Source organism: Parasphingomonas zepuensis (genome assembly GCF_036663735.1).
In the GTDB taxonomy this organism is placed as follows: Bacteria; Pseudomonadota; Alphaproteobacteria; order Sphingomonadales; family Sphingomonadaceae; genus Sphingomonas.
This window is the reverse complement of record NZ_JAXOJO010000003.1, coordinates 190926-204663: the sequence shown is the minus strand read 5'-3', so window position 1 is coordinate 204663 and position 13738 is coordinate 190926. Positions and strand designations below refer to the sequence as shown.

6 protein-coding genes are annotated in these 13738 nt (G+C 64.2%); 5 read left to right on the top strand and 1 reads right to left on the bottom strand.

Going from position 1 to position 13738, the window contains the following annotated elements:
- Window positions 1-8: 8 nt before the first annotated feature.
- A complete protein-coding gene (locus tag U1769_RS12165; protein WP_443030360.1) occupies window positions 9-2681 on the bottom strand; it encodes a TonB-dependent receptor domain-containing protein in 2673 nt (890 codons plus the stop codon).
- 424 nt (window positions 2682-3105) lie between these two features.
- Between U1769_RS12165 and U1769_RS12160 the strand changes: the two genes are divergently transcribed.
- The 5 genes from U1769_RS12160 (at window position 3106) to U1769_RS12140 (ending at window position 13731) form a co-directional block, all read left to right on the top strand.
- Complete coding sequence (locus U1769_RS12160) at window positions 3106-3936, top strand: aldo/keto reductase (RefSeq protein WP_332716159.1); 831 nt, start codon at window positions 3106-3108, stop codon at window positions 3934-3936.
- 742 nt (window positions 3937-4678) lie between these two features.
- Window positions 4679-6082 (top strand): TetR/AcrR family transcriptional regulator, encoded by a 1404-nt coding sequence (locus tag U1769_RS12155; protein ID WP_332716157.1) that lies wholly within the window; start codon window positions 4679-4681, stop codon window positions 6080-6082.
- A gap of 161 nt (window positions 6083-6243) precedes the next feature.
- On the top strand, window positions 6244-8943 hold the full coding sequence (locus tag U1769_RS12150; RefSeq protein ID WP_332716154.1) for a TonB-dependent receptor: 2700 nt from the start codon (window positions 6244-6246) through the stop codon (window positions 8941-8943).
- 10 nt (window positions 8944-8953) lie between these two features.
- A complete protein-coding gene (locus tag U1769_RS12145; RefSeq protein WP_332716152.1) occupies window positions 8954-12250 on the top strand; it encodes a family 78 glycoside hydrolase catalytic domain in 3297 nt (1098 codons plus the stop codon).
- The gene (locus U1769_RS12140) at window positions 12247-13731 is read left to right on the top strand and encodes a carboxylesterase/lipase family protein (protein WP_332716150.1); all 1485 of its coding nucleotides are present in this window, start codon (window positions 12247-12249) and stop codon (window positions 13729-13731) included. Before U1769_RS12145 ends, U1769_RS12140 begins: the two co-directional genes overlap by 4 nt.
- Window positions 13732-13738: the final 7 nt, after the last annotated feature.

Here is a 13738-nt window from a genome sequence, read left to right as displayed (position 1 = left end):
CTTCTGGCTCAGAACGCCGTGCGGAAACCGACGTAGAACCGTCGACGCAGCAGGTCGTACGTCATCGTGTCGGTGTTTCCGTCGGTGAAGCTGGGGATGTACGGCGCGGCGCGGTCGAACAGATTGTCGACGCCGAACTGGAAACGCGTCTTGGCATCGATCTCCACCGCGATCTGGGCATTGTGATAGAATACATTCGGCGTCCTGTAGCCGATTGCGGTCGGCGCGGCGTTGAAATCGGTCGCGGTGCCGATCCATTGCGTCGACCAGGTCAGGCTGAAGGCGCTCTTCTGCGCAGTGATCACGCCATAGCCGCGCCATTTCGGATAGCCGCCATTGCCGCCGCCGATATGGCCATCGAACATGATCGGCGCCCCGCCCTGGAACGGATCGATGACATATTTGTCGAGATAGGTGGCATTGAGATCGACCGTCATGCGGACATCGCCCAGCATGTGATTATACATCAGTCCGAGGTCCAGACCGCTCATCCGCTCCCGGCCGGTATTGATCGGCTGCGCCGAAAGACGCGTGATCTCGCCGGTCAGCGCGCTGCGCGTGAAATCACGGCAAAACGGGCTCGCCAGGTTGGCGCTCGCGTAACACACCGAAAGCTTGGTCGATCCGGGAATCGCGCGGATCGCGCCGGTGATGTCGATGTCGAACCAGTCCGCGGTAAGCGTCAGACCCGGGATCAGCGCCTTGGGCTGCAGCACCGTGCCGACCGTCCAGCTCTTCGAGCTTTCCGGCTGGAGGTCCTGGTTGCCGCCGACAGTGGTCAGGATCGTCGTGCCGAGCTGGACATAGTTGTTGGGGACGCCCGATGCGCGGCAATTGGCGACCAGCGTTTGGTTCGTGCTGGTGCCGTATCGGCTGCACGGATCAGTCGTCGTCAGATTGCCTTCCGAGACGCCACCGAACAGTTCGGGCACGTTCGGGACGCGGAATCCGGTGCCATAGGTGCCGCGCAGGCGGATGCCGTCCGTGACCATCCAGTCGGCGCTGAACTTGTAGTTCCAGTCGCTCCCGAAAAGATCGTAATCCGAATAGCGCAGCGCGCCGTCGAGCGTCAGCGCCTCGAAGAACGGCGTGTCGGCAAGGACCGGCACTGACAGTTCGACAAACGCTTCCTTGGCGGTCGTCTGGCCCGCGATCGGTGACTGCTGGTTGGTGTTCGCGACACCCGCAACGGTCAGCGGATCGGGGTTCCGCCAGCCCTTTTCGCGGCGATAGACCAGGCCGGCCGCAAACGATACCGCGCCCGCCGGGAGGCGGAACAGGTCCCCGTTCAGGTCTGCGGTGAACGACAGGAGCGAGTTGCCGCCATGGTCGGCCGAGGTGAACAGGATGTAGTCGAGTGCCTGCGGCGTCAGATCGCCAAAGCCGAGATAGTCGGCGCAGGGGATGGCGGCGCCGGCCGCGAGGCTGCACTTGGTCGGGTCGATGCTGTTGCGCACTTTTTCGAGGTTGGCGACGTTCGTGGAACCGTCGACCGCGGTGTTGCGGCCATAGGCGCCAGCGACTTCCCACTCCCAGCCGTTCGACAGTTTGCCGCGCAGGCCAAGCGTTCCCTGGTACGTGTCCGTGCGCTGGAAGAACTGGCGCGGCCCCGGCTCTGCAAGGCGTCGTTGGACAAGGACGATATTCTGACCCGTTGGATTGGTCGGATTCGACGCTGAGATCGACAGGTTGCGTAGCGTGCCCGGCGTCGCGATCTGGTTGGACGAGCGGTGGGTATAGAGCGCTTCGCCGAACAACTGGATGGCATCGGTCACCCGATAATCGGCGAACGCCGCCGTCGTGATGCGCTCGATCGGGCTGACCGCGTTCAGGAACGGATTCGAATTGAAGTTGTGCTTCGCCGCGCTGTACGGCTCGAAGAAGTTGCCGTCGCCGCCGGGCACCTGATTGAAGTTGATCTGCTGTCCGTTGGGCAGCACCGCACGACCGCCGATCGTCGACGCGCTGTTGACGCAGGCCAGTGTCCCGGGCGTGGTCTCGGCCAGGGAACAGGGCGCACGACTGGCGAGATTGACCGCGCTGGTCTTCTGATACGTCGCCGCGATCAGGAAGCCGCCGCGGTCGTTGCGTACGCCCCACAGGCCGTCGATGGTGATGTCGGAGCCGTCGCCGCGCTCCGTGATTCCGCTGCGCGCGCTGATGCCGAAACCCTGATAGTCAGTCCGCGTCACCAGGTTGACGACGCCGGCCATTGCGTCGGCGCCGTAAATTGCCGATGCGCCGTCCTTCAGCACGTCGGTACGGGCGAGCGCCACGACGGGAATCATATTGAGATCGGGCGACGAGTTGGCCCCGGTACCGCCGGCGACCAGGCGACGGTTGTTGAGCAGGACCAGGGTACGCTTGATGCCCAGGCCGCGCAGATTGACCTGGGCTGTGCCGTAGCCGTTGCCGGTCCAGTAAGAGGATGTCTGGTTGCCCGCGAAGCCCGCGTTGGAGGGCAGGCGCTGGAGCAGGGTCTCGATGTTGACGATGCCGGTGTTTTCGATCTGCTCGGCGGATACGACCGTCGCCGGGCCTACGCCGGTGATGTCGGCACGCCGGATGCGGCTTCCGGTGACCAGGATATCGCCGCCGCTGGCTGGCTCGGCGCCGTCCGCGCCTGGCTGCGGTGGCGCAACGTCCTGGCCCCATGCGGGGGACACGAATACCGTCAACATCGTCGCCGCCAGCAGTGTTGAGATCGTCTTCATGCGCTCGTCCCCCGTCTGATTCGTCACAGAGCTGCAAGAAAGCAGACCTTGTATATACAGGTCAATAGAAAAAAGAGCTATAAATCAATATGTTATGATAAGGAAATGCCGAAACCTTCACCAACCTTACGCGCTGCCGGACGATACCCCTCAGGGAAGGCGTCATTTTCCGGAAGCTGGCAGCGGACTATTTTCTGGCGAGTCCGGTTTCCATGAGCGCCGCCGAACCGGACAAGCGAACTGGTCGTTGCTATGCTGTTCGCCAGGAGAGCGCGCTCGCGTTGCAGACGTCGTGCGCGATACATTTGCGCTCCGTTGCCAGCCCGGCGCCGAAATGCCGGATGGTATGTTCACTCGGTTTGACGGTAACTCGTCCGGTTGGAGAACGTAGATGCGAACGGTCGATCTGCCCGGGGGAGAGACAATTCCCTGTCTCGGTCAGGGCACCTGGAAAATGGCGGAGCGCGCCGACCGACGCGCTGACGAAATAGCCGCGTTGCGCACCGGCATTGACCTCGGCATGACGCTGCTCGACACCGCAGAAATGTATGGCGAGGGCGCCGCCGAACATCTGGTGGGCGAAGCGATCACGGGCCTCAGGGACGGCGTTTTCCTGGTCAGCAAGGCCTATCCCCACAACGCCTCCCGGGAGCGGTTGAGTCGTTCGTGCGAGGCAAGCCTGCGGCGGCTTGGCACCGACCGGATCGACCTGTACCTCTTGCACTGGCGCGGTTCCGTGCCACTCGCCGAGACAATCGAGGCGATGGAAGCGCTCCAGCGCGCGGGCAAGATACGATATTGGGGCGTCAGCAACCTGGACAGCGATGATATGGTCGAGCTCGTCGAGGCGGGTGGGGCCGGGTGCGCCACGAACCAGATCCTGTACAATCTCACCCGCCGTGGTCCTGAGCACCTGTTGCTGCCGTGGCTCGCTGATCAGCATATGACGGCGATGGCGTATAGCCCCGTCGAACAAGGGCGGCTGGTACGCAATAATATCCTGTCCGGAATCGCCTCGGACCTGGGTTTGAGTCCGGCACAGGTCGCGCTCGCCTGGACACTGCGCCAGCCTCGGGTGATTGCTATTCCGAAGGCCGGTCGCGTGTCGCATGTTCGCGAGAACCGCGCAGCGGCGGATGTCGTATTGGACGAGAGCGTGCTGGGCAGACTGGACGCTGCATTCCCCGCGCCGCGCGCACGGGTTGCACTGGAAATGCTCTAAGGCCGGACACCGGGCCGCTCATCACCCGCGTGACCGTAGCGGCAACATTTGAGCGGGCATCGATAGTGGAACATTGGATTTATCTGCCACGGCCATTTGACGATGACGTCAGCCGTCAGCCGCGCTGGGTTCGCGGCCGATAGCGCCATCGGCTCAGCTGACGCCCGACCTGAACCGTTGCTGCCTGATCGAGATCAGGCAAATTATCGGGCGACCCCTCTTCGGCATACCCGCAACTCGACTGGTTCAGGAGTATTCGGTCGCAGGCAGCCTGGGCGAGCGCATAACGGCGGCAAATGCTCGAGATATCCCGCCTCATGGTTCGCGGTGAGATGGACGGCGCGTGGGTGCGTCGATATTCGCGCTTTGCCTTCGGGCGATGGCATCGGCCCAGTGCTTCCGCGCGGCCTCGTCCATCTGGCGCGCATGGGCGAGGCAGATGACATAAGCGCGGGCCTGTTCAAGTGAGGGCGCGTCGCATCGCATTAAGCGGTAACGATCCAAGAATGGCACCGACCGTGGCTGGACTGGTTTCCGGCCGTGTCCAGGCGCTGAAACCATAAGCCTGTACAGATATTCAAAATATGTCTACCCGACGTGGCTTGTGGGTCAACATGCTGCCAGATCAAAGGCGGACTTGCCGGCCAATGCGTCCTTCCACAATCGAGAGGAAGCGATATTGAACCGAAGGGTTAGGAGATGTCACATCAGTGGTGACCCACAACATTCGACAGACCGGCTGTTGTTTTTCGATTTGGTCAGGCGCTTTGACGCAGCGCCATTTATTCGATGGGCTACCCCACCGGCCTCCCGGCCCGAGTCATATGGTTGCGGCGCCCTTATGAGGTTGCAAGCTGCTAGAACGGTGGCGGACAGGGGATTAATCGTGGCATCGACAAAGACTGCTGCCGCGCAGCAGCCAAATCAGCGTAACCAGAACCGGCAAAGCGACCGCTCGGCGCGGACCAGGGCGAGGATCGCGGATGCGGTCATTACCGTGCTGGCTGATGCGGGATCGAGCCGACTTACACATCGCCTCGTCGCCGCAGCGGCCGGCGTGTCGCTTGCCGCCACCACCTATCATTATGCCACGAAGCGCGACATGATCGCAGACGCGGCCAGTCGGTTGCTGGACGGCTATGTCCAGGCGTTCCGACGCGCGGCCGAGCGGCAGCGGCGCGGCGCAGGTCTCGAAACAGATTTGAACGGGTTCGCAGCGAGGCTTCTGACCAACGCCACTGGCCGCAATCGCAAAGCAGCGCTCGCATGGTGCGAGATCATCCTCGATGCCGCGCGCAGCCCGGAAGGAAATGCGCTTGCCGATGGGTGGTTTCGCGAATTGCTGGCCGTCTGGCGCGACCTCGCCGGCGCAATGCCGGGCCCGCACGGCGACCACGCGGTCGAATCCGCGATCGATACAATGATTGGACTGCTCTTCATCAGCCTGCCGCTTGATCTGACGACCTCGGAACTCAGCGCGGTACTCACTGGCTGCGGCGATCCGGCCAGAGACTGGGCGCCGGCCAACGCACCTCCTGTCCCGAAGGCAGCATCACCAGCGAGGCGCACCAACAAGGCTCGCGAGACGCGGGAGCGGATCCTCGGTGGCGCGATCGACCTTCTCATCGCGCAAGGCGCAGGGGCGATCACCTATAACGCCGTAGCGACGCAAAGTGCGCTGACCACCGCGGCGCCGGCTTATCATTTTGGGTCGATCGAGGGATTGCTCAAAGCGGCCGAAGCGGAGCTTTTCGCGCGATCCAAGGGGCGATATCGCGACATGGTGACATCCACCCAGGTGACGGGCGCCCCGCTGGACGTCCTGGCCGACCTGACGGCTGCGGTATTCGTTCGTGAAGTTACCCAGCACGGCCGGGCTGCCATAGCGATTTATTCGATCGGCCTCGAATCGTCGCGCCGGCTCGAGCTCCGGCCCGCCGTGTGGGACGTCATTATGGACCAGACCAAGGCGTGGAAGCGCCAGCTGGAATTACTGGTGCCGGAGGTGAGTCCGCTCGCCGCGATGCGGATGCAGGCGGTCTTCATCGGCAAGCAGGTTCGCGCCCTCGCCACCGGCTCCCCGCTCGCGCATCTCGCCGTTGCCCGAGGCGAGTTCAGGAGTGCGATCATCGACAATGTCAAATAACGGTACATTCTTTTAAAAATATTGACGCGGGTCCGCGGTACCCTTACTGCCCGTCATGCGATCCGTCGAAGAACGGACCGTGACTGGGGAAACGCCGGCAGCCGCCGAGCGCGCCTCCAGTTCAAACAAGCGCCCGTCAGTGGCGCGTGGGGGAGGGTGAAATGAGGGGCGATTCAGCACTGGGTGTCTTGAGATTTCGGTCGCTACGCATGGGCGTGTCGATCGTTGCGCTGACCGGCGGACTGGCCTGGGCAAGTCTGGCTCAGGCGCAGACGACTCCGCTGCTTGCCGCGCAGACGGATTCAGATCCCGGGCGTGACCTCGATCCCGAAGGCCAAGCCGATGCCGCCACCGGCCCCGATATCGTCGTCACGGGTACGCTCCTGCGCGGCGTCGCCCCAACCGGCACCAACGTCATCGGTGTGACCCGGGACGATGTGCTCGCCAGCGGTGCCGCATCGTCGAACGATCTGCTCGCATCAATCCCTCAGGTGGGCAATTTCGGGACTGTTCCGGCTGGATCGGCGAGCTTTGCCATTCCGGTCGTACGCCCCAACATCCGCAATCTCGGCGCATCGGGCGGCGTTACCACCCTGGTCCTCGTCAACGGTCACCGCATGGTCGGTGCGGGCGTCCTCCAGACGACGTTCGATCCCTCCGCCATTCCGCCGGACATCATCGAACGCGTCGAGGTCGTGCCCGATGGCGGTTCTGCCATCTACGGATCGGATGCGATCGGCGGCGTGATCAACTTCATCACCCGGAAGCGCTTCAACGGCGTCGGCGCCAGCGCCCGCTATAGTTTCGGGGACGATTATCGGGGCGTGGACGGCAATCTGACGGTCGGTCGCGACTGGGGCAGCGGGTCGCTCTTCGTCTCCTATGCCTATGCCTGGCACGACAATATCCTGGGCATCGACCGTGACTATGTCACGGCGGACAATCGGGCGAAGGGTGGCACCGATTTCAGGACCACTACCTGTGCGCCGGGTACCATCACCGCCGCGGGCATCAGCTATGCGCTGCCTGGGCTGTTGCCGAACACGAGCAACCTCTGCGACAGCAACGACTATGCCGACATCTATCCGCGCGAGCGGCGGCATTCGGTCTATGCCGGGCTAACGCAGAGACTGAGCGACAGCGTTAATTTCGACATGTCGGCTTATTGGTCGCGACGCGACACGACGACGCTCAGCACGCAATCGGGCTTCACGGGTACGATCGTCTTCACGAACCCCTATTTCCGGCCGATCGGCGTATCGCCGGTCCAGAGCGTCGCGCTGTCGTTTGCCGATGTGTTCGGCAACAGCGCGACCAGCCGGGCGCGGTTCGATTCCTATGGCGTGACGCCGAGTGTCTCGATAGGCCTCGGCGGCAACTGGCAGCTCCGCGCGATGGCGAATTTCGGGGAGAGCTACAATCTCGTGCGCGAGCAGACGATCAACTCGACCGCGGCCACACTGGCGCTGGCGGGGACGACCACCGCGACAGCACTCAACCCCTATAATCTGTCGGCGACCAACCCGGCGGTGCTCGCGACGATCGCCGATTTCGAGAATTTCGGCGACGCCACCCAGGCATTGGCCGAAGGACGGTTGATTCTGGACGGCTCGCTGGCGACTTTGCCAGGCGGCGACATCCGGCTCGCGGTCGGTGCCGAATATCATTATGAACAGCTCGATTCCCGCATCGCGCAGGATCGGCGCAATGTCTTTACCAGTGCGATCAATTCGTCGGCGAATCGCGATGTGAAATCGGCCTATGCAGAACTGCTGATCCCGATCTTCGGGGCCGGCAATGGTGGTCCAGGCATGCGCAGCCTGCAGGTCTCGGGTTCGGTCCGTCATGACGATTACAGCGATGTAGGCGGCACGACGAACCCCAAGGTCGGCGTCACCTACAAGCCGTTCGAGGATTTCACCCTGCGCGGTAATTACGGCACGTCGTTCCACGCGGCGAGCCTCGCGGATACGACGAGCACCGCGGATTCGCGCGTGCAGGTCTTCCTGTTCAGTCCGTACCGAGCGGCCAACAGCTCGCCGCTCGACATCCTCCGTCCGATGATCGTGATCGCCGGCGGCAATCCCGCGCTGCGGCCGGAAAAGGCGGATACCTGGTCGGTCGGCTTCGACTGGGCGCCCAAGGCAGTGCCGGGCCTCATCGCGAGCGCCACCTACTGGAACGTGAAGTTCACCGATGCGATCTCGGTGCCGCCGGTGACCTCTCCGGTGCTGTATTCCGATCCGAACTATGCCAGCTATTATATCCTGAGCCCGACCCTGGCCCAGGCCCAGGCGGCGGCGGGAAATCTGCTCATCACCGGCGCGCCGAACCTAGCGAGCCTTTATGTCGGCACGTCGCCCTATGTGCTGTTCGACGCGCGGCGCACCAACCTCGGCTCAGTCCATACCGACGGGATCGATTTTAACCTCGGTTATGCGCATGACACGGGCTTTGGTTCGATCAATGCAAACATCTCGGGCACCTACACGCTGAACCGCAAATCGTCGGCAGTGGCGGGCGGCCCGTTCAGCGACAATCTCAAGAACGGCGTCGGGCGTACGGCGCTTGTCGCTGGCGTCGGCGCCCGGGTCGGCGACCTTACCGGACGGGCGACACTGAATTATCGGGGCGGGTATCCGATCCTCGGTATTCCGAGTCAGAGCCATGTTTCATCGTTCAAGACGGTCGATCTGTTCTTCAGCTACGATCTTGGCGCCTTGATTCCGAATAGCTCGCTGACCCTCAACGTCGATAACGTCTTCGATCAGGATCCGCCCTATCTCAACAGCGCGAATGGCTACACCAATGGCAGCACGCTGGGGCGGATCGTCTCGGTCGGCGTCCGTACCGAATTCTAGGGAGAGGGTGTTGGCGCTTCCGGGGATCTGGAGAGAGAAGAGGGGAGGCGGCTCATCTGGCGGCCGCTTCCTGATCCTTCTGCTGGCGGCGCTGCCGTTGCTGATGCAGCCCGCGCGCGCCGCGCAGGACGCCGTGCCGACAAAGCTCAAGGTCGAATATAGCGACGCGCCGCTCGGGCTGGACGAGCCTGCGCCCCGTCTGGCGTGGCGATCGCCGGTCGCCCGACAGACCGCCTATCGCATTCGTGTCGCTGCCTCCCCGCGAGAGCTGGAGAAGGGCGATCTGGTCTGGGACAGCGGCAAGGTTGCGTCCGATGCGAACGCGCAGATCGCCTATGCCGGGCCGCCGTTGCAGGCGCGGGGGCGATATTGGTGGCAGGTGCAGGTCTGGGATAGCGCCGATCGCGCTAGCGGATGGAGCGCGCCGGCCTGGTGGGAGATGGGCCTGCTTGCACCGGCGGACTGGCAGGCGCGATGGATATCGGGGCCCGACCGGCGGGACCACGACTGGAGCGACGTTGCGCTCGACATCGACTTCACCCTCACGGGAAACGCGGTCGACATCCTGTTCCGCGCGCTGCCCCACGGCAAGACCTACGGCGATGCCTATGTCTGGACGCTGAGTGAGGGCAAGGACAGCGCCGTGCTGAGCGAGGCCGTACGGACCTATCCCGGTGGCACCAGTGCCGCCGTGAAAACGGTTGTGCTGAAGCGTGTGCCCCTGAAGGTGCCGCTCAAGGGCCGGCGGCATCGGCTGACGATCCGGGCGACCGGTGCCTCGATCGTCACCAGCCTGGATGGCAAGGCGATCGACACCCTCGAGGATCGCACGCACGGCCATGGCACGATCGGGTTCAGCGGCAAGGAGGAACGCGCGGCTGTGATCCATGCGGTCGCTGTCTCCGGCAGCGGCAGCCCGGCGGTGCGCGTCGACTTTGCGCGCAACGACAACCCCTTCACTGGCGGCAGCGTTTCGGTCGAGGGGCTGGTCGTTGCCAGTGGCGTCAGGAATATCGATCTGGTCCTGCCGATCGAGGCGCCAGCACCGCTCGTTCGGCGTGCCTTCCAGCTCGATGGCAAGAAGATCGCGCGGGCACGGCTATATCTCGCCGGGGCGGGCATGCCGCGCATGGTGCTGAACGGCACGACGGTCGGCTCGCCGTTGGGAGCGGGATTCACTGCCTATGACAAGCGCGTGCTGGCTTACACCTATGACGTGACCACGCTGCTACGGCGCGGCCAGAATGTGCTTGGCGCCGAACTCGGCCGGGGCTGGTACGGGCTGACCGACCCCAATGAATGGTATTTCCATGCCGCGCCATGGCATGCGGAGCCCGCCCTGAAAGCGCAGCTCGAGATCGCTTATGCCGACGGCACGGCTCAAACGATCGCCAGCGGAAGCGACTGGCGAACCATGTCCGGTCCGACGATCGGCGACTCGGTGCATCGCGGCGAACGCTATGATGCGCGGTTGCTCCCGACCGGCTGGGACAGGCCCGGCTTTCGCGCCGCCCGCTGGAGCGCGGCGCGGATCGTCGCCGGGCCGACAGGTACGCTGGTTGCTGCCAACGCCGAGCCGATCGCCCCGGTGGAGGCGATGGCGCCGGTCTCGGTCAGGCAGGTGGCGCCGGGCGTCTGGGTCTATGATTTCGGTCGCATTATCGCGGGCTGGGCTGCGCTGCATGTGCAGGGCGCGCGGGGCGCCACGGTCTCGATGACCGCGGGCGAGCAGATCGACGTCGCGGGCCGTGTCATTCCGGCCTCCGGCCTCATCGACGCGCAGCTCCAGACTGACCGCTACACGCTGGCCGGCAAGGGCCGGGAGCATTGGGAACCAAGCTTCGGCTATCGCGGCTTCCGCTACGTCCAGCTCGACGGCTTTTCAGGTACGCCGACCGCCGCCACGTTGACCGCCCACGTGGCGCATTCCGCCGTCGCGAGGACCGGTAGTTTTGCCAGCGCTGATCCGCTGCTGGCTAAAATCGATGAAGCGGGCACGGCAACGATCCTCAATAACATGCACGGTTTCCAGACAGACACGCCGACCTACGAAAAGAATGGATGGACCGGCGATGCTCAGGCATCGGCCGGGGCGGCGGCGCGCAGCCTGGACGTCGCGCGGGTGTGGACCAAATGGCTCGGCGATTTTCGCGACGCGCAGTCGCCCAAGGGAGAGATTCCCGAGATCGTGCCTGCGACGCCCTATTATGGGTATGAGGATACGCCGGGCTGGGGCCTGATCTGGGGGCCGACCACGCCGTGGGACGTGGCCGCGCTGATCCTGCCCTGGGAACTCTATACCAGCTATGGCGACACGCGGGTCCTGACGCGCAACCACGAGATGCAGCGCCGTCTGGTCGATTACACCGCGACCGTCATCGCAGGCCCCGATTATTACCGCGCCAAGGGCCTGAGCGAATGGTCGCCGCCGGGGGCTGCCGACTTCTTCAATGCTCGCGGGGGTGGTGTCGATGCAGTCACCACGGCCTATTTCTTTCATGAGGCGGATCTGCTCGCGACCTCTTCCGCAATCATCGGCCAGGAGCCGGACGCGGTGCGCTACCGCGCGCTCGCGGAGGCGATCCGTGCCGCTTACAATGCGCGTTATTGGGACGACAAGAACGGCTGGTACCGTACGATCGACGCCAAGGGCGTAGCCGGCCCGCCGCTCCAGATCCAGAATGTCCTGCCGCTTGCCTTCGGCATGACGCCCAGGGGCCGGGAGCAGAGCGTTGCCGATGCGATCGCGCGCGACGTCGAGAAACAAGGCCTTCGCACGGGCGTGTTCGGCACGCGTTACGTGCTCGAAATGCTCAGCGATCATGGTCATGCCGATCTGGCCTATCGTGCCGCCACGCGGATCGACGAGCCGAGCTGGGGATGGTGGATCGCGAACGGCCATTCGACGATGTTCGAGACCTGGGGCCTGGGCAGCCGATCCCGCGATCATCATTATTTCGCGTCGATCGGAGACTGGATGCGCCAGCGGCTCGCCGGACTACGGGCGGGCGCCCCCGGCTATAAGATCGTGATGGTCAAGCCGGCGATCCCCGATGGCCTCGCCAGCGCCGAAGCAACGATGGAGACGATGCTTGGTCACGCCGCGGCGCGGTGGCGGGTGGAGGGGCATAGGCTCAGCCTGCAGGCCGAGGTGCCGCCGAATGCAGATGGCGAAATCTGGGTGCCGGTGCGCTTCGGCGCCGTCAACGCCCCGGCCGGCGCGACGTTTATCCGTAGCGAAGCGGGATACGCGGTCTACCGCACTGGCCCGGGCATTTACGACTTCAAAGGCGGAGCGACGCGATGATCCGGATATTGATCGGACTAACCCTATTGGCTGCCATGCCGGCGGCTGCGCAGGATGTGCGGACCGAGTCCGGCCCGGTGCACGGTGTCTCGGCCGAGGGTGTGATCGCCTTCAAGGGTATCCCTTATGCAGCCGCGCCCGTCGGCGACCTGCGCTGGCGCGCACCTGCCGCGCCGTCAGCCTGGAGACAGGCACGTGACGGATCGAAATTCGGGGCGGATTGTCCGCAGAACGCCATTCCCGGCGCGACCGGCAGCGGCCAGCCGACAAGCGAGGATTGCCTGTTCCTCAATGTCTGGACGCCCAGGACCGCGGCTGGGGCAAAGCTGCCGGTGATGCTGTGGATCCATGGTGGTGGGTTCGTCAGCGGATCGAGCGCGCTTGTCGAGACCGATGGGGCACGGCTGGCGAGTCGTGGCGTCGTGCTGGTAAGCTTCAATTACAGGCTCGGTAGGCTTGGATTCTTCGCCCATCCTGCGCTCACCGCTGAAGCCATCGGCAAACCCACTGGCAATTGGGGCCTGATGGATCAGATCGCGGCACTGCAATGGGTGCGCAGGAACATCGCCGCTTTCGGAGGCGATCCGGCCAATGTGACGATCTTTGGAGAGTCTGCGGGCGGTGAAGCAGTCGTTCGACTGATGGCGTCTCCGGCCGCAAAAGGGCTGTTCGCCAAAGCGATCGCCTCTTCAGGCGGGGGCCGCGACAAATGGCCGGCGCTTCCAGAAGCGGAAGCCAAGGGAAAGACCTTCGCGCCAGATGCCGACGCGGCGGCCTTGCGCGCGCTCCCGGTCGCGACGGCGATCGGCGGCATCAACCTGCTCAACAAGGAACAGGATCGTTACTCTGGGCCGATCACCGATGGAGCGATCATCCCAGGCGATGCTGACCGCCTGTTCGCCGAAGGCAAGCAGGCGCATATTCCGTACATCGTCGGCAATAATGATGACGAGCTTGGTTTCGTGCCCGCCGCGTTCCTGCCGATGATCAACACGCCGGCCCTGGCTGGTCTGGGGGCAGGGGCCAAAACCGTGACCGCTGCCTATGGCGCGCCCGAAAAGGCCGAGCGCCATGTGGCGGCCGACATCATGTTTACCGAGCCCGCGCTCGCCCTCGCTCGTCGCCATGCCCGGACGGGATCGCCGACCTGGCTCTATCGCTTCGGCTACGTCGCTGAAGCAAAGCGTAAGGACGGCATCGGCGCCGGTCACGCGACCGACGTGATCTTTCAGTTCGACTATCTGGCGAGAGGCGATGTCACGCCGACTGCGGCCGACCAGGCCGCGGCCAACCTCCTCGCGACGGCCTGGACCAACTTCGCAAAAACCGGGGATCCAAACGGGAAGGGCATCCCCGCCTGGAGCCGGGTCGATCCCGCGGCACCAGCCATGCTCAAGATCGGGATCGGCGGGGTGCGGGTGGCGCCAGCCTCGAGCCCGGCCCTAGACGCGATCGCCGCCGTCCGCGACGCCGCCCAATGAAGGTAAT